Source organism: Amycolatopsis methanolica 239 (genome assembly GCF_000739085.1).
GTDB lineage: Bacteria > Actinomycetota > Actinomycetes > Mycobacteriales > Pseudonocardiaceae > Amycolatopsis_E > Amycolatopsis_E methanolica.
The window spans coordinates 4,202,367-4,219,298 of record NZ_CP009110.1 but is presented as its reverse complement, the minus strand read 5'-3'; the positions used below and the strand labels follow the sequence as shown (position 1 = coordinate 4,219,298).

The window sequence follows — 16,932 nt, the reverse complement described above, 5'->3', positions numbered from 1 at the left end:
ACTACACGTCGCCGGGGTCCGAGGTGCCCCAGGCGAGGGCGAGCGTGAGGCGGCGGCGGTTGTCCGGATCGTCCAGGCTCTCGCCGAACAGCTCACGCAGCTGGGTCATCCGGTAGCGCACCGTCTGCGGGTGGATGTGCAGTTCCTCCGCCATCGCGCGGCGGTCGCCGAGGTGCCGCAGCCAGCAGGCGAGCGTCTCGCACAACCGCTTGCGCGTCACCGGCCCGAGGTGCGCCAGCGGGGCGAGGCACTGGTGCCGCATCGCGTCGAACAGCTTCGCGTCGCGGTGCACGATGATCGAGTCCAGGTGCTCGTCCACGAATACCGGGTCGTCCTCCAGCACGTGCGTGCGGCGCAGCTGCGCGGCCAGCTCGGCGACGTGCATGCTGGCGGGCAGGCGTTCCAGCGGCACCGCGTGCCCGACGACCGCGCCCGCGCCCCGCAGCGCCGACGCCAGCCGCTCCCGCCGCTGTGGTCCGTCCGGATCGGGCACGATGGCGCAGACCAGCCGCTGCCGCCGGACGTGCAGCGACGAGTTCCCGAGCCGCCCCAGCAGTGCGCTGCCGACCGGGTTGTCCGGCTCCACCAGGACGACCGCCGCCTGCCGCGGCAGCGGCCAGTCCACCCGGGCCGCGGCGTCGCGGATCGCGGCGGAATCGGACCGGTCGGACAGCAGCATGTCCGCGAGCTCGTCGCGCAACCGCTCCCGCATCGCAGCGGATTCGGACTGCTCCAGCACGTAACCGCGCGCCGACGCCGAGGACAGCTGGTCCACGAAGATGAACACCGCCTCGGCCAGCGAGGCGAACATGTCGGAGGGGACACCGACCTCGAGCGCGACCTCGGCGACGTGGTGCCACGCCACCCGCGCGCCGATCTGGTACGCCGACAGCAGGCTCGTCAGGTCGCGGCCCTGCTGCCACTGCGCCCGCCCGATCTCCTCGAACAGCGGCTGCTCGCCGAAGCGATCCACGCCCTGGTCCGCGATGCCGGACAGTTCCGCGATGTCCCATTTGGCCATCCGCAACAGCCGCTGCAGGAACATGTTGGCGGAGACCAGGACCTCGTCCCGTTCGGTGACGATGAACTCGGCGTAGTCCGGCCAGTGCTCGTTCAGCAGCCGCGCCACGTCGTCCAGCATGCGCGGCAGCCGTTCCGAGGTCGCCTTCGCCAGATTCGCCAGCGTGCCGTCGCTGGTCTCCGTGCGTCTGCCCGTCATCTCGTGGACCCCCACTGGCCTGCCCGCGTGCCGTCCATTGTCCGGTTCAATACTGTCAGCTCGTGACAACCGTGGCTTCTCCATTTTTGTTTCCGGAGCGAAGAATTGACCGCGGCCGCGGAGTGATTATGAGGCGATGGCTCCCGCACCCCCAGGTCCCGGCACGGTCGGCGACCGTGTGCCGCGTGAAAAGGAACAGGCCGAGAACTTTCCGGTAGCACTGCGGATACTTCCCCGTGACCTGCGCGCGGATCTGGTGGCGGTGTACGACGTCGCGCGTGTCATCGACGATCTGGGTGACGAGTCAGCAGTCGAGGATCGCACGCCGGGGTTATTGCGATTCCAGCGCGATCTGGAACGCGCCTTTCAGGGGGATCAACCACACGAACGGGTATTGCGTGATCTTCTTCCCGCGATTCACCGGCGCGATCTGGAACTCGACCCGTTCAATCGCCTGGTGCGGGCGAACCTCCAGGACCAGCGGGTCGCGTCCTACGCCACGCGGGCCGAACTGGAGGACTACTGCGTGCTCTCCGCCGATCCGGTGGGCCGGATCGTGCTGCGCGTCTTCGGCGTGCGCGACCCCGTCGCCGAGCGCCTGTCCGACCGGGTGTGCACCGCGCTGCAGCTGATCGAGCACTGCCAGGACGTGGCCGAGGACCGCCGCAACGGGCGGGTCTACCTGCCGAAGGCCGGCCTGGCCGCGTTCGGTGCGACCGAGGCCGACCTGGACGCCACCACGACGAGCCGGCCGGTGCGGCTGGCCGTCGCCGCCCAGACCGCCCGCGCGCTCGACCTGCTCACCGAGGGCGCGGCGCTGCTGGACCGGCTGCACGGCTGGGCGCGGCTCGCGGTGGCCGGCTACATCGCCGGGGGACTGGCCACCCTCGACGCGCTGCGCCGCGCCCGCTGGGACGTCCTGGCCCGCACCCCGCGCCCGCGCAAGACCGGCGTCCTGGCGCACCTGATCGCCCTGCTGGTGCGCCCGTCCGCCCATGTCCGACGGATCCGGGAAGGTGGTCGGCTCACATGACGACACCCACGCTCCAACAGGCCTACGCCACCTGCGAGGACATCACCAGGACGGAGGCCCGCAACTTCTACTGGGGCATCCGGCTGCTCACGCGTCAGCGCCGCTCGGCGCTGTGCGCGGTGTACGCGCTGGCGCGGCGCGTCGACGACATCGGCGACGGCGACCTGCCGGTCGAGGAGAAGGCCGCGCAGCTGGAGATCGTGCGCAAGGAGCTGGCCGCGCTGGACCGCAGCACCGACCCGGTGATGGTCGCGGTCGCCGACGCCGCCCACCGCCACCCGGTGCCGCTGGAGGCGTTCGAGGAACTGCTCGACGGCGTCTGGATGGACATCGAGGGCCGCCGCTACGGCACCTTCGACGAGCTGACCGAGTACTGCCGGTGCGTTGCCGGGTCGATCGGACGGCTGTGCCTGGGCGTGTTCGGGCACAAACCGCACCCGCAGGCCACCCGCTACGCCGACGCGCTCGGGATCGCCCTGCAGCAGACGAACATCCTCCGCGACATCCGCGAAGACCTCCGGAACGGCCGGATCTACCTGCCGACCGAGGACCTCGACGCGTTCGGCGTCGAGCTGCGGATCACCGACGGCGCGCTGGCCGACCCGGACGGCGGCCTGGCGAACCTCATCCGGCACAGCGCGGCCCGCGCCCGCGAGTGGTACGCCGACGGCATGCGGCTGGGCCCGCTGCTGGACCGCCGCAGCGGCGCGTGCTGCCTGGCGATGGCCGGCATCTACCGGCAGCTGCTGGAACGGATCGCCGACGACCCCGCCGCGGTGTACGACAAGCGGCTTTCGTTGTCCGGGCGGGAAAAGCTGGGCGTGGCGGTCCGCGCGCTGGGCGGGCGGGCGGCATGAGGCAGCGGGTCGCGGTCGTCGGTGGCGGTCTCGCCGGGATCACCGCGGCCCTGCGCTGCGCCGACGCCGGGCACGAGGTGACACTGCTGGAGTCCCGCGGCCTGCTGGGCGGCCTGACGCACTCGTTCACCCGCGACGGCCTGCACGTCGACAACGGGCAGCACGTGTTCCTCCGCTGCTGCACCGCTTACCTGGACCTCCTGCGGCGGCTCGGGGTGATGGACCGCGTGCACCTCCAGCCGCGCCTGGAGATCCCGGTGCGCTCGCCGCGGCTGCGCCGCCCGGTGTGGCTGCGCCGCAACCCGCTGCCCGCGCCGCTGCACCTCGCGGACTCGGTGCTGCGCTACACCCCGCTCGGCCTCGGCGACCGGATGCGCTTCGCCGGCGCCGCGCTCGCGCTGAAGTCGGTCGACCCGGCCGCGCCCAGCTCGGACCGGCGCACGTTCGGCGAATGGCTGTCCGCGCACGGGCAGAGCCGGGACGCGATCACGAAACTCTGGGACCTGGTGGGCATCGCGACGCTGAACGCCCCCGCGGAGCAGGCGTCGCTCGGCCTGGCCGCGACCGTCTTCCAGGTGGGCCTGCTGACCGACGCCGACGCGGCCGACATCGGCTGGGCGACCGTCCCGCTGCGGCGGCTGCACGGCGAGCCCGCGCTGGCCCGGCTGACCGAGGCGGGCGCCACCGTCCGGCTCAACGCCAAGGTGACCGGGCTCTCCCGCGCGGACGGCTCCTGGCGGATCGGGACCGACGAGCCGGTCGAGGCCGGCCAGGTCGTGCTCGCCGTGCCGCCCCCGGTCGCGGCGAAACTGCTGCCCGAGGGCGCGGTCCGGCTGCCCCCGGACTTCGCCGATGAGCTCGGCAGCTCGCCGATCGTCAACGCGCACGTCGTCCTCGACCGCCCGGTCACGGACGAGCCGTTCTTCGCCGTCGTCGACTCGCCGCTGCAGTGGGTGTTCGACCGCACCGCCTCGGCAGGCCTCGACCGCGGCCAGTACCTGGCGATCTCGCTGTCCGCGGCCGAGGAGGAGATCAACCTGCCGGTGCGGGCGCTGCGGGAACGCCTGCTGCCCGCGCTGCGCGAGGTGCTGCCCGCCGCACGCGGCGCGGAGGTGCTCGACTTCTTCGTGACACGTGAACGGCACGCCACGTTCCGTCCCGCGCCGGGCAGCGCGGGACTGCGCCCACAGGCCCGCACCCGCGCCCCGGGGCTGTTCCTGGCGGGCGCGTGGACCGCCACCGGGTGGCCGGCGACCATGGAGGGCGCCGTGCGCAGCGGTGAGGCGGCCGCCAAAGCCGTGCTCGGGACCCCCGCGGGGGCGTCGGGCCGATCGGAAGGGATACCCGCATGACCGCTGTACTCGATTCCCTGCAGCAGGGCAGGCAGGCCGTCCTGCCCGCGATGCGGGCCGCCGTCGACCGGCTCGACCCGGCCAGCCGCGCCATCGCCTACTACCACCTCGGCTGGACCGACCTGGACGGCAACCCGACCTCCGGCGGCGGCAAGGCCGTGCGTCCCGCGCTGGCGCTGCTGTCCGCCGAGGCCGCGGGCGCGCCCCCGGCCACCGGGCTGCCCGGCGCGGTCGCGGTGGAGCTGGTGCACAACTTCTCGCTGCTGCACGACGACCTGATGGACGGCGACACCGAGCGGCGGCACCGGCCGACCGTGTGGGCGGTGCGCGGCGCGGCCAGCGCCATCCTCACCGGCGACGCGATGCTCGCCCTGGCCAACGAGGTCCTGCTGGACGCGGAGGGGCCGGGCGCGGTCGCCGCGGCCCGGCTGCTGTCCGAGGCGGTCGGCGAGCTGATCCGCGGCCAGGTCCTCGACGTCGCCTTCGAGCAGCGCGACGACGTCACCCTCGACGAGTGCCTGGACATGGCGGGCGGCAAGACCGGCGCGCTGCTGTCCGCCAGCTCCGCGATCGGCGCCGTGCTCGCCTGCGCGCCCGCCCGCACGGTCAGCGCGCTCGCCGAGTTCGGCGCTGACCTCGGCCTGGCGTTCCAGCTCGTCGACGACGTGCTCGGCATCTGGGGCGAGCCGTCGGTCACCGGCAAACCGGTGCACTCCGACCTGCGGGCCCGCAAGAAGAGCCTGCCGGTCACCTACGCCGTCACCCACGGCGGCGCGCCCGGCCGGGAGCTGGCCGCGTGGCTGACCGACGGCGACGTCGCCGACGACGCGGCCGTGCGCCGCGCCGCCGACCTGGTCGACCTGGCAGGCGGTCGCGCGTGGGCGCTGGAGGAGGCCCACCGCCGGATGGCGGCGGGACGGCAGAAGCTCGAGGACGCCGAGGTCCCGGGACGGGTGCGCGAGGAGCTGCTGGCCCTCGCGCGGTTCATCGTGACCAGGGAGGCCTGAATGACGCAGACCGCTGACCCGGCGGCGAGATCCACCGCCGGCGCCGCCGAGACGCTGGACCGCGCTGTCGCCCACCTCAAGGGGCTGCAACGCGACGGCGGCTGGTGGAAGGGCGAGATGCAGACCAACGTGACCATGGACGCCGAGGACCTGCTGATGCGGGAGTTCCTGGGCATCCGCACCGCGCGCGAGACCGAGGAGGCCGCGCGCTGGATCCGGTCGCAGCAGCGCGCGGACGGCACCTGGGCCACCTTCCACGGCGGCCCCGGCGACCTGTCGACCACGCTGGAGGCGTGGGTCGCGTTGCGGCTGGCCGGTGACTCGCCGGACGAGCCGCACATGCGGCGGGCCGCGGAGTTCGTCCGCGCCGGCGGCGGGGTCGAGGCCAGCCGCGTGTTCAGCCGGATCTGGCTGGCGCTGTTCGGGCTGTGGTCCTGGGACGACCTGCCGAACATGCCGCCCGAGCTGGTGCTGCTGCCGTCCTGGGTGCCGCTCAACGTCTACGACTGGGGCTGCTGGGCGCGTCAGACCGTGGTGCCGCTGACCGTGGTCGGCACCCTGCGGCCGGTCCGCCCGCTGCCGTTCGGCATCGACGAGCTGCGCACCGGCGTGAAGCGCGGCGGCGGGCTCGTCGCGCCGTGGACCTGGTCCGGCGCCTTCCACTACCTCGACAAGGCCCTGCACCTCTACGCCAAGGTCGCGGTCAAGCCGGTGCGGGAGTTCGCGATGCGGCAGGCCGCGGAGTGGATCCTGGCCCGGCAGGAGGCCGACGGCGGGTGGGGCGGCATCCAGCCGCCGTGGGTGTACTCCTTGCTCGCGCTGCACCTGCTCGGCTACTCGCTGGACCACCCGGCGATGCGCGCGGGCCTGCAGGGCCTGGAGGGGTTCCTGATCCGCGAGGAGACGCCCGAGGGCACCGTGCGGCGGCTGGAGGCCTGCCAGTCGCCGGTGTGGGACACCGCGCTGGCGATCACCGCGCTGCTGGACGCGGGCGCGCCCGCCGACGACCCGCACGTGCTCAAGGCCGTCGACTGGATGCTCGGCGAGGAGATCGCCGTGCGCGGCGACTGGGCCGTGCGGCGGCCCGGCCTCGACCCGGGCGGCTGGGCGTTCGAGTTCGCCAACGACCTCTACCCGGACACCGACGACACCGCGGAAGTCGTGCTCGGCCTGCGCCGCGTCGCGCACCCGGACCGGGAGCGCCTGTCCGGAGCGCTGGACCGCGCCGTGGCGTGGGTGACCGGCATGCAGTCCCGCGACGGCGGCTGGGGTGCGTTCGACGCCGACAACACCCAGGAGCTGACCACCAAGCTGCCGTTCTGCGACTTCGGCGCGGTGATCGACCCGCCGTCCGCGGACGTCACCGCGCACGTGGTCGAGATGCTGGCCAAGGAGGGCAAGGCCGGCAGCCGGGAATGCCGCCGCGGTGTGAAGTGGCTGCTGGACCACCAGGAGCCCGACGGGTCGTGGTTCGGCCGCTGGGGCGCCAACTACGTGTACGGCACCGGCGCCGTCGTGCCCGCGCTCGTCGAGGCCGGGGTCCCGGCGTCGGCCACTGCGATCCGGCGGGCGGTGCGGTGGCTGGCCGAGCACCAGAACCCCGACGGTGGCTGGGGTGAGGACCTGCGGTCCTACCGCGACCCGTCGTGGGCCGGGCGTGGCGAGTCGACCGCGTCGCAGACCGCGTGGGCGCTGCTGGCGCTGCTCGCCGCGGGGGAGCGGGACTCCGGGGTGACCGTGCGCGGCGTGCGGTGGCTGGCCGAGACCCAGCGCCCCGACGGCACGTGGGACGAGCCGCAGTTCACCGGGACCGGCTTCCCCGGCGACTTCTACATCAACTACCACCTGTACCGGCTGGTGTTCCCGGTGACCGCGCTCGGCCGGTACCTGGAGCGGTCATGACCGGCGTCGTGGTCGCGCCGATGCGCGTCGAGGCCTCCGCGCTGCGGACGCCGGGCCTGGTCGTGCTGCGCGGCGGGATGGGGCCGCGCCGCGCGGCGGAATCGGCGCAGCGGCTGGCCGCGGCCGGGCGGCCGGTCCTGGTCGCCGGCGTCGGCGGGGCGCTGGTGCCGGAGGTGCGGCCGGGTGACCTGGTGGTGGCGACCGAGATCGAGGGCCCGCACGGGCGGGTGCCGCTGCACTCGGCGCCGGTGCTCGCCGCGGCGTTGCGGCGGCTCGGGTTGACCGTCCACCTCGGACCGATCGCGTCCGCGCCCTCCGTCGTGGACGGTGCGGAACGGGCCAGGTATGCGCGAAACGGCGCGCTGGCTGTCGACATGGAGTCCGCGGAGTTCGCTTCGCTGCCCGGCCCGGTCGCGGTCGTGCGGGCCATTGTGGACACCCCGGACCAGCCGCTGTGGCGGCCGGGCACGATGCTGCGCGGCTTGACCGGACTGCGGTCGCTGCGGGCCGCGGTCCCGGCGTTGCGCGAGTGGTGCGAGGCGGCGGGGGAGGGCGAACTGCTGCTCGCCAGCCCGCGCTCGTTCTGCGCCGGCGTCGAGCGCGCCATCGAGATCGTCGAGCGGGCGCTGGAGCGGTACGGCGCGCCGGTTTACGTGCGCCGCCAGGTGGTGCACAACGCGCACGTGGTGCGGCGGCTGGAAGCGCTGGGCGCGGTGTTCGTGCAGGAGGTCGAGGAGGTGCCGCGCGGCGCGACGACGGTGCTGGCCGCGCACGGCGTCGCCCCGGCCGTGCGCGCCGCGGCGCAGGCACGGGACCTGCGGGTGATCGACGCGACCTGCCCGCTGGTGATGAAGGTGCACACCGAGGTCAAGCGCTACACCGGGCGTGGCGACACGGTGTTCCTCATCGGGCACGCCGACCACGAGGAGGTCGAGGGCACGGTCGGGGAGGCGCCGGAGCGGATCGTGGTGGTGGAGGACGCCGAGGCGGCCGCGCACGTGTGGGCGCCCGAGGGCGGCGTGGCCTACGCGATGCAGACCACGCTGGCCGTGGACGAGGCGGAGGAGATCGCCTCGGTGCTGCGCTCCCGGTTCCCCGGCATCGAGGGCCCGCGGCGCGACGACATCTGTTACGCCACCACCAACCGCCAGCGCGCGGTGACGGCGGTGGCCGAGGTGGCGGACCTCGTCCTCGTGGTCGGCTCGGCGAACTCGTCCAACTCGTTGCGCCTGGTGGAAGTGGCGCGGCGGCGGGGAACCCGGGCCAGGCTCGTCGACGACGTGTCCGAAGTGGACCTGCGCTGGCTGGCCGGGGCGAAGCGGATCGGGATCACCGCGGGCGCCTCGGCCCCACCGGACCTGGTGGCGGAGCTGGTGGGGTGCCTTCGCGGGCTGGGCCGGTCGACGGTGACCGAAAGCGCGGAGGCCGTTGAGGACGTGGTTTTCACACTACCCCGGGAGGTGAGCTAGACCATGGGCATGCCATTACGCCAGTCGATCCGGCTGGGTGCGTTCCTGGCCAAGCAGAAGCTGCTGCGCAAGGAGAAGTTTGCGATCCTGGTCGAGCTGGAACCGTTGTTCGCGTGCAACCTCAAGTGCGGTGGCTGCGGGAAGATCCAGCAGCCCGCGCACCTGCTGAAGCAGCGGATGCCGGTGCAGCAGGCCGTGGGCGCCGTGGAGGAGAGCGGCGCGCCGATGGTGTCCATCGCCGGTGGTGAGCCGCTGATGCACCCGCAGATCCACGAGATCACGCGGATCCTGCTGGAGCGCAACAAGATCGTGTTCCTGTGCACGAACGCGCTGCTGCTGCCCAAGCACATCCACAAGTTCAAGCCGCACCGCAACTTCACCTGGATGGTCCACATCGACGGGCTCGAGGAGAAGCACGACGCGTCGGTGCGCAAGGAGGGCGGTTTCCAGGCCGCGGTCGAGGCGATCCAGCTCGCGAAGTCCAAGGGCTTCAAGGTGATGACGAACACGACGTTCTTCAACACCGACACCCCGCAGGACGTCATCGACGTGCTGGACTACCTCAACGACGTGGTCAAGGTCGACAACATGCAGCTGTCGCCGGGGTACGCCTACGAGAAGGCGCCGGACCAGGAGCACTTCCTCGGGGTGCAGCAGACGCGGGAGCTGTTCTCCAAGGCCTTCGCCGACGGGCGCCGCAAGAAGTGGCGGCTCAACCACTCGCCCGTGTTCCTCGACTTCATCGAGGGCAAACGGGACCTGGAGTGCACGCCGTGGGGGATCCCGTCGTACTCGCTGCTGGGGTGGCAGCGGCCGTGCTACCTCCTCGACGACGGCTACGCCAAGACCTGGCGGGAGCTGATCGAGGAGACGGAGTGGGACAAGTTCGGCCGCGGCAAGGACCCGAGGTGCGCCAACTGCATGGCGCACTGCGGCTATGAACCGACGGCCGTGATCGCGACGACGAGCAGCCTGAAGGAGACGATCCGCGCCGCCGTGAGCGTGTGAGCTGGCCGGTCCCGCCTCCTGATCCGGAGGCGGGACCGGCTCTCGACGAACCGGCGGTCGCGATCCGCATGCCCGAGCTGTCCTACGGGATCAGCAGCACCTTGCCCGTCGTGCGGCGGCCCTGCAGGTCCTCGTGCGCCTTCGCGGCGTCCGACAGCGCGTACTTGGCGCCCACGCGGACCTTCAGCGCGCCCGAGGTGACCGCCTCGAAGAGCTCGTTCGTGCGCCACGCCAGCTCGTCGCGGGTGCGCACGTAGTGGGCCGACGTCGGGCGCGTCAGGTAGACCGAGCCCGCCGCGTTGAGCCGCTGCGGGTCGACCGGTGGGACCGGCCCGCTCGCCGCCCCGAACAGCACCAGGAAACCGCGCACCCGCAGGCTCGCCAGGCTTCCGTCGAAAGTGGACTTGCCGACCCCGTCGTACACCGCGGCCACCCCCTCGCCGCCGGTCAGCCTCCGGACCTCCTCGGCGAAATCGACCTGGTCGTACCGGATCACGTCGTCCACACCGGCCTCGCTGGCCAGCGCCGCCTTCTCCTCGGTCGACACCGTGCCGATCACCCGCGCGCCACGCGCCTTGGCCAGCTGCGTCAGCAGCAGCCCGACGCCGCCCGCGGCCGCGTGCAGCAGGATCGTGTCGCCCTCCCGCACCTCGTACGTCGACCGCACCAGGTAGTGCGCGGTGACGCCCTGCAGCATCGTCGCCGCGGCAGTCTCCAGCGACACGCCCTCGGGCACCGCGACCGCGGCGGTCGCCGGGATCCGGGCCTGCTGCGCGTACCCGCCGAGCACGCCCTGCCACGCCACCCGGTCACCGGCCGCGAAGCCCGTCACGCCCTCGCCGACCGCCGCCACCGTTCCGGCGCCCTCCATGCCCAGCGTCGCGGGCAGGTCGATCTTGTAGACCCCGCTGCGCTGGTAGGTGTCGATGTAGTTCACGCCCGCGGCGGCGACGTCGACCAGCAGCTCACCCGGCCCGGGATCGCCGACCTCGACGTCACCGGCCTCCAGCACCTCGGGTCCGCCGGTCTGCCGAATCTGCACTGCCGTGGGCATCGCCTGTGTCCTCCTGACGTGGTCGGGTTCACCTCGCACAACCGGGTGGGCGGCACGGATCTTCCCTAAGATGCCGACATGGCTGAAGAGACCGAGGCACCGGCGCCCACCGCCAAGCAGCTTACGACCGCCCGCCGCTTCGTCGCCGAGCACGGCAAGCCGGCGAAGGCTGTCGTGGAGAACATCGGCCGCGCCGGGGCGCGCGTGGTGCTCGTCGGCCACGACGGCGCGATGGGCGACGTCGTCGTCCCGTCCGTGGCGACCGGCCAGAAGCTCGTCGAGGCCGTGGAAGACCTGGAACCGGCCGAGTGGGACGCCGAGACCGTCAACTCCACGCAGATCGGGCCCGGCCACCGTCGCCGGATGGCCGGGCACGCCCTGTAGGAACTAGGAAGCGGGTTCGAGCCGCTTCGCGGCGAGGCGCTCGGCGCGCGGCCACCGCACGTCGCGCGCCCAGCCCAGCTTCTCGAAGATCCAAATCAGCCGCGCCGACACGTCCACCTGCCCGCGCAGCACGCCGTGCCGGGCGCACGTTGGGTCCGCGTGGTGGGAGTTGTGCCACGACTCGCCCATCGACAGGATCGCCAGCGGCCAGAAGTTCGACGCCTTGTCCCGGCTGGCGAACGGCCGGTCGCCGATCATGTGGCAGATCGAGTTCACCGACCACGTCACGTGGTGCAGGAACGCGATCCGCACCAGCCCGGCCCAGAAGAACGCGGTCACCGCGCCCCACCACGACCAGCTCAGCAGCCCGCCGAGCAGCGTCGGCAGGCCCAGGCTCAGCACGATCCACAGCCAGAACAGCCGGTTCACCACGCGCAGGTCGTCGTCGGCCAGCAGGTCCGGCGCGAACCGCTCGTAGTTGGTCACCTCGCGCTGGAACATCCACCCCATGTGCGCGTGCCAGAAACCGCGCAGCAGCGCCGCCGGGCTGGTGCCGAACAGCCAGGGGGAGTGCGGGTCGCCCTCGCGGTCGGCGAACGCGTGGTGGCGGCGGTGGCTGGCCACCCAGAAGATGACCGACCCCTGCACGGCCATGCTGCCGGCGATCGCCATCGCGACCCGCAGCGGACGGCCGGTCTTGAACGCGCCGTGCGTGAAGTACCGGTGGTAGCCCACCGTCACCCCGAGGGTCGCGACGACGTAGAAGAACACCGCCAGGCCCAGGTCGAGCCAGGTCAGGCCCCAGCCCCACGCCAGCGGAACGGCGGTGATCAGGGCGAGGAACGGGATCAGCAGGAACGCTTTGAGCACGATCATCTGACTGGAGGACCGGCGATGCGAGATCAGCGGTTTCGTCATGGGCGGCAGTAACCTCTCTCTCCGGCCCCACCGTACGGAGCCGTCTTGGCGAATACCCCCCTCGGGCGTTACTACCGCATGACGGGCTGCGGAACCCCCGCCCCACCCGCGGTCAGCTGCGGGCCGCGGTCAGCTCCGGTTCGCGCGGCGCCGGGCCCGCCGAGGTGACCGGCCCGCGATCGCGGCAGCCGCACCACAGCGCGGCCGTCGCCACGATCACCAGCGCCGAGCCGAGGACGTGCAGCGACACCAGCGCCTCCGGGATGCCGAGGGCGTACTGCACCGAACCCAGCACGCCCTGCGCCAGCGCGACCACCCACACGATCGCGTAGCGCCGCCACAGCGCGGCCGGGGTGCCGCCGCGCATCAGGACCAGGCCGAAGACCGCGAGCACCAGCAGGTAGCAGACCAGCAGCCCGCCGTGGACCTGCGCGAGGACCTCGATCGGCGCGTCCAGCCGGTGGGTCTCCGGGTCGCCGCCGTGCGGGCCGGCGCCGGTGACCGTGGTGCCGGCGATCAGGATCGCCCACAGCGCCACGACGAGCGTGACCAGCAGCTTCTTCGCCAGCGGCGGGATGAGCCAGCGGGCCGGCTCGTCGCCCTCGTTGAACGCGCGCAGCAGCAGGACCGCGAGCCACACCAGCGGGGTGGAGGCGAGGAAGTGGATCGCGACCGTCCACCACTCGAGCTTCGCGAGCACCGTGATGCCGCCGACCACGGCCTGCAGCACGACACCGCCGGGCATCGTCCAGGCGAGTTTCACCAGGCGCTTGCGCTCGGGGTGGGCGATCTGCACGCGCCACGCGGCGAGCACCGCCAGCGCGGAGACCAGCACCACCACGACGGTGAGCAGCCGGTTGCCGAACTCGATCCACTGGTTGAGCGTGTCGAACTCGGGGTGCGCGACCGGCACCATGCTGCCCGGGAAGCACTGCGGCCAGGTTGGGCAGCCCAGGCCCGAACCGGTGACCCGGACGACCGAGCCGGTGACCCCGATGCCGGCCTGGGCCACGATCGCGGCGACGGCGATCGCGCGCTGAACCGGGCGCGACGGGTAGGGCAGGCGGGCGATCAGGGAGCTCAGGGCCACGGGAACATCCTAATGTCAGGTCAGTTTTGTCGTTTTCGCGGCCAGCGCGGCGGCCAGTGCGCCCCACACGGCGAGCACGACGACCGGTCCGACGGCGAACTGCCCGTCGACGAGCGCGGCGCGCAGTCCCTCGGCCAGCGCCCCCGACGGCAGGAGTTCGATCACGGTCGCGGCGGCCGACGGCAGCGTGGACGGCGCGAGCAGGATGCCGCCCGCGAGCAGCAGCACGAACCACACGATGTTGGCCAGCGCCAGCACCGCCTCCGCGCGCAGCGAGCCGCCGAGCAGCACCCCCAGCGCGCCGAAGCTCAGCGTGCCGAGCACCAGCAGCACCACCGCCTCGGCGATGCCCGCCGGCGACGGGCTCCAGCCGAGGAACGCGGCGACCACACCGAGCACCACGACCTGCAGCAGCACCACGACGAGCGCCGCGACGATCCGGCCCGCGACGAGCAGCCAGCGCGGGATGGCGGTGGCCGACAGCCGCTTGAGCACGCCGTAGCGGCGGTCGAAGCCGAGCGCGATCGCCTGCCCGGTGAACGCCGACGACATGACCGCGAGCGCGAAGATCCGCGGCGTCACCCAGTCCGCTTTGGACACCCCGTCCAGGTCGCCCGCGGGCAGGATGTCCAGCAGTGTCAGGCCGATCAGCAGGGCCAGCGGGATGAGCAGGGTGAGCAGGATCTGCTCACCGTGCCGCAACGTGAGGCTGGTCTCCAGCTTGGCGTGGGTGAACAGCATGCGCGCGCGGCTGCCCGCGCCGGGAGCGGGCGTGAAGGTGCCGGCGGGGAACCTGGCCGGTGCGGTCACGAGCGCAGCTCCCGTCCGGTCAGCTCGAGGAAGACCTCTTCCAGGTCGCGCTTGCCGACGTGCAGCTCCTCGGCCAGCACGCCCTGCTGCGCGCACCACGCCGTCACCGTGGACACCACCTGCGGGTTCACCTTCCCGGAGACCTGGTAGCTGCCCGGCGCGGACTCCTTGACGTGGTAGCCCTCGGGCAGCGCGGCGGAGAGCAGGTCGGTGTCCAGGCCGCCGCGGGCCTTGAACCGCAACTGCGCGGTGTCGGCGTCGTCGGCGGTCAGCGCGCTCGGCGTGCCCTCGGCGATGACCCGGCCGTTGTCGACGATCACCACGTCGTCGGCCAGCGCCTCGGCTTCTTCCATGAGGTGCGTGGTGAGCAGCACGCTGACGCCGTCGGCCCGCAGCGCGCCCAGCAGCTCCCACACCAGGCGCCGCGCCTGCGGGTCCATGCCCGCGGTCGGCTCGTCGAGGAACACCAGCTCCGGCCGCCCGACCAGGGCGCACGCCAGCGACAGGCGCTGCTGCTGGCCGCCGGAGAGGCGCTTGAACGGGGTGCGGCGCGCGGGGGCGAGGCCGAGGACGTCGAGCAGCCACGCGGGGTCGAGCGGGTTGGCGGCGCAGGCGGCGACCAGGCCCAGCATCTCGCCGGCGCGGACGCCGGGGTAGGCGCCGCCGCCCTGCGGCATCACGCCGATGCGGGGGCGCAGCGCGGCGCCGTCGCGGACCGGGTCCAGGCCCAGCACCCGCACCGAGCCGGAGTCGGCTCGGCGGAAGCCCTCGCAGATCTCGACGGTGGTGGTCTTGCCCGCGCCGTTGGGACCGAGCAGCGCGAGCAGGCGCCCGCGGTCCATCTTGAGATCCAGGCCGTCGACCGCGGTCTTCGCGCCGTACCGCTTCACCAGCCCGGTGATCTCGACGGCAGGTGTGCTCACGACTGTCAAGCGTACGACCTCGGCTCAGGCCACCGGCTGCGGATCCCTCTTCAGCAGAAGAGGTGCCCTGCGCCACACGACGACCATCGCGACGGCGACGACGAGAGCCGCGGCCAGGTAGGCCTGCGGCACGACGAACGAGCGGCCGTCGAACGTGCTGCCCGGCGGCGCGGCGAGGAACGCCAGCGCGACGCTGGCGACGCTGGCGGCGACCCGGAACCGGGAGGTGCCCGCCGCGGCGGCGAGCGGGATGACCGCCCACAGCAGCCACCACGGCTGCATCGCGACGTGCAGCATCATGAACGCACCCAGCGAAACCCCGAGGCCGATGATGGGCCGGTAGCGCCAGCGGAAGCTGTCCCAGAGGAACTTGGCCGTGATGAGCCCGGCCAGCGCGGTGCCGGCCAGCTGCAGGATCGACACGAGCGCGTTGGTGTGGTTGCCCAGGCCGAGCGCGATGCCGAGGACGCCGCCGAGGTTGGCCAGCTCGGCGGTGGGGGAGATCCAGCTGCGCACCAGACCGGGCGTGCCGAGGGCGCCGACCCAGCCGAAGCCCAGCCCGGTGCCCAGGCACACGGCCACCATGACCGCCGCGAACACGCCGGTGACCAGCGCCGCGGCGCGCAGCAGGTCGGTGATGCGGCCGTGCCAGCGGCGGGCGATCATCACGCCGAAGAAGCCCAGCGCGATGATCGCGTTGATCTTCACCGCCGCGCCGAGCGTGATGACGGCCGCGCCGAGCACGATGAACAGGACCTCACCGCGGGCCAGCGGCGGCGCCGTGTCGCCGGCGACCCGCACCGGGAGGCGGCGGATGCCCAGCTCCAGGCCGGCGACCATGAGGCCGATGCCGAGGGCCTCGTTGTGCGCGCCGGCGACCAGGTGGAACAACACGAGCGGGTTGGCCGCGCCCAGCCACAGCGCGGTCGCCGGTTCGACGCCGAAGCGCTGCGCCAGCCGCGGCAGGGCCCAGATGATCAGGGCGACACCGGCCAGCGCGAGCGCGCGCTGCAGCAGCACCCCGGCGACGATGTTGTCGCCGACGACCGCGGAGATCCAGCTGCCCAGCTTCAGGAACAGCGGACCGTAGGGCGCCGGGGTCTCCCGCCACATGTTGGACACGCCGCTGGTGAGCGGGTCGGCGACGCCGAGGGCCTGCGCCGGGCCCAGCGAGTAGGGGTCCATGCCGCGGTGCACGATCTCGCTCTGCGCGAGGTAGCTGTAGACGTCGCGGGAGAACAGCGGCGGGATGAACATCAGCGGCGTCAGCCACATGACGAGGGTGCGGGTGAGCTGCGCGCGGGTGGCGAGCCGGGCGCGCCCCGGCCGCGCGAACCGGCCGAGCAGCAGCCAGCCCACGACGAGCATGCCCATGCCGGCGAAGCAGATGGCCAGCGAGACGGTCGGGATGCGGGCGAACAGGCGCAGGACAGGGATGTCCTGGACCGGGTTCAGCACCGGAGCCGCCCCCGCGCCCAGCGAGCCGAGCGCGAGCAGCAGGGCGCCGATCGTGCCGAGGCGGCGGACGATGTCCAGTGCGCGCAGTTCCCGCTGCTCCAGCGGCCCGGCCTCGGGGGGCCGCACCGGGGACAGCGGTACCGCCACCGCACCGCCACCGGTGCTCTGCTCGCCCAATGCCACACACAGAGGGTATCGACGCCGCGAAGGGCTGTGGTGAAGGGCAGTTCACGGGCCTGCTCCACCGCACCTGACGTGCGGCGAAGCAGCCCCCGCCGCTCCGGCCGCAGAACTCGCGCCCCTGAGTGTGGGACTCGCGGCCTCGAGTGCAGACTCGCGGCGGGCGCGAGTCCCACGTTGGCGAGGCCAAGTTCTGCGTTCGCGCGCGAGTTCTGCGTTCGGGTGGCTGGGCGACACGCCGCGCTCACTCACCCGAGTGAGGCGGGTG

General features: G+C 72.9%; 15 protein-coding genes. 8 read left to right on the top strand and 7 right to left on the bottom strand.

Translation table 11 applies throughout. The features are described 5' to 3' along the window. Nucleotide 1: 1 nt before the first annotated feature. Complete coding sequence (locus tag AMETH_RS20440) at nucleotides 2-1,219, bottom strand: PucR family transcriptional regulator (protein WP_223842885.1); 1,218 nt, start codon at nucleotides 1,217-1,219, stop codon at nucleotides 2-4. A gap of 136 nt (nucleotides 1,220-1,355) precedes the next feature. Here AMETH_RS20440 and hpnC point away from each other — a divergent pair, with 136 nt between their 5' ends. Genes hpnC through hpnH form a run of 7 tightly spaced genes read left to right on the top strand, consistent with a single transcriptional unit; the run spans nucleotide 1,356 to nucleotide 9,847 of the window. Continuing rightward, on the top strand, nucleotides 1,356-2,252 hold the full coding sequence (gene hpnC, locus AMETH_RS37080) for a squalene synthase HpnC (RefSeq protein WP_081617563.1): 897 nt from the start codon (nucleotides 1,356-1,358) through the stop codon (nucleotides 2,250-2,252). Then, on the top strand, nucleotides 2,249-3,109 hold the full coding sequence (hpnD, locus tag AMETH_RS20430; RefSeq protein WP_017983012.1) for a presqualene diphosphate synthase HpnD: 861 nt from the start codon (nucleotides 2,249-2,251) through the stop codon (nucleotides 3,107-3,109). Before hpnC ends, hpnD begins: the two co-directional genes overlap by 4 nt. Next, nucleotides 3,106-4,461 carry a hydroxysqualene dehydroxylase HpnE gene (hpnE, locus tag AMETH_RS20425; RefSeq protein ID WP_017983011.1) on the top strand — a complete coding sequence of 452 codons (1,356 nt, stop codon included), beginning with the start codon at nucleotides 3,106-3,108 and terminating at the stop codon, nucleotides 4,459-4,461. Before hpnD ends, hpnE begins: the two co-directional genes overlap by 4 nt. Then, nucleotides 4,458-5,468 (top strand): polyprenyl synthetase family protein, encoded by a 1,011-nt coding sequence (locus tag AMETH_RS20420; RefSeq protein WP_017983010.1) that lies wholly within the window; start codon nucleotides 4,458-4,460, stop codon nucleotides 5,466-5,468. Before hpnE ends, AMETH_RS20420 begins: the two co-directional genes overlap by 4 nt. Next, nucleotides 5,469-7,370 carry a squalene--hopene cyclase gene (gene shc, locus AMETH_RS20415; RefSeq protein ID WP_017983009.1) on the top strand — a complete coding sequence of 634 codons (1,902 nt, stop codon included), beginning with the start codon at nucleotides 5,469-5,471 and terminating at the stop codon, nucleotides 7,368-7,370. Next, nucleotides 7,367-8,839 (top strand): 4-hydroxy-3-methylbut-2-enyl diphosphate reductase, encoded by a 1,473-nt coding sequence (ispH, locus tag AMETH_RS20410; RefSeq protein WP_017983008.1) that lies wholly within the window; start codon nucleotides 7,367-7,369, stop codon nucleotides 8,837-8,839. The genes shc and ispH overlap by 4 nt, the downstream gene beginning before the upstream one ends. Before the next feature lie 3 nt (nucleotides 8,840-8,842). Further along, on the top strand, nucleotides 8,843-9,847 hold the full coding sequence (gene hpnH / locus AMETH_RS20405) for an adenosyl-hopene transferase HpnH (protein ID WP_017983007.1): 1,005 nt from the start codon (nucleotides 8,843-8,845) through the stop codon (nucleotides 9,845-9,847). Between the two features lie 82 nt (nucleotides 9,848-9,929). Here hpnH and AMETH_RS20400 read toward each other — a convergent pair whose 3' ends face one another. Beyond that, the gene (locus AMETH_RS20400; RefSeq protein ID WP_026153202.1) at nucleotides 9,930-10,901 is read right to left on the bottom strand and encodes a quinone oxidoreductase family protein; all 972 of its coding nucleotides are present in this window, start codon (nucleotides 10,899-10,901) and stop codon (nucleotides 9,930-9,932) included. A gap of 78 nt (nucleotides 10,902-10,979) precedes the next feature. Here AMETH_RS20400 and AMETH_RS20395 point away from each other — a divergent pair, with 78 nt between their 5' ends. Further along, entirely contained in the window at nucleotides 10,980-11,285 is a 306-nt protein-coding gene (locus AMETH_RS20395) for a hypothetical protein (RefSeq protein WP_017983005.1), read from the top strand. Between the two features lie 3 nt (nucleotides 11,286-11,288). Here AMETH_RS20395 and AMETH_RS20390 read toward each other — a convergent pair whose 3' ends face one another. The 5 genes from AMETH_RS20390 to mptB form a co-directional block, all read right to left on the bottom strand. After that, nucleotides 11,289-12,203 (bottom strand): acyl-CoA desaturase, encoded by a 915-nt coding sequence (locus tag AMETH_RS20390; RefSeq protein WP_051079422.1) that lies wholly within the window; start codon nucleotides 12,201-12,203, stop codon nucleotides 11,289-11,291. Between the two features lie 112 nt (nucleotides 12,204-12,315). Further along, nucleotides 12,316-13,293 (bottom strand): COX15/CtaA family protein, encoded by a 978-nt coding sequence (locus AMETH_RS20385; RefSeq protein WP_017983003.1) that lies wholly within the window; start codon nucleotides 13,291-13,293, stop codon nucleotides 12,316-12,318. Between the two features lie 15 nt (nucleotides 13,294-13,308). After that, nucleotides 13,309-14,034, bottom strand: a complete 726-nt coding sequence (locus AMETH_RS20380) for an ABC transporter permease (protein WP_081617708.1) — start codon at nucleotides 14,032-14,034, stop codon at nucleotides 13,309-13,311. A gap of 65 nt (nucleotides 14,035-14,099) precedes the next feature. After that, on the bottom strand, nucleotides 14,100-15,026 hold the full coding sequence (locus AMETH_RS20375; protein WP_017983001.1) for an ABC transporter ATP-binding protein: 927 nt from the start codon (nucleotides 15,024-15,026) through the stop codon (nucleotides 14,100-14,102). 24 nt (nucleotides 15,027-15,050) lie between these two features. Beyond that, nucleotides 15,051-16,661: a polyprenol phosphomannose-dependent alpha 1,6 mannosyltransferase MptB gene (gene mptB, locus AMETH_RS20370; RefSeq protein WP_017983000.1), complete on the bottom strand. Its 1,611-nt coding sequence runs from the start codon at nucleotides 16,659-16,661 to the stop codon at nucleotides 15,051-15,053. Nucleotides 16,662-16,932 lie beyond the last annotated feature (271 nt).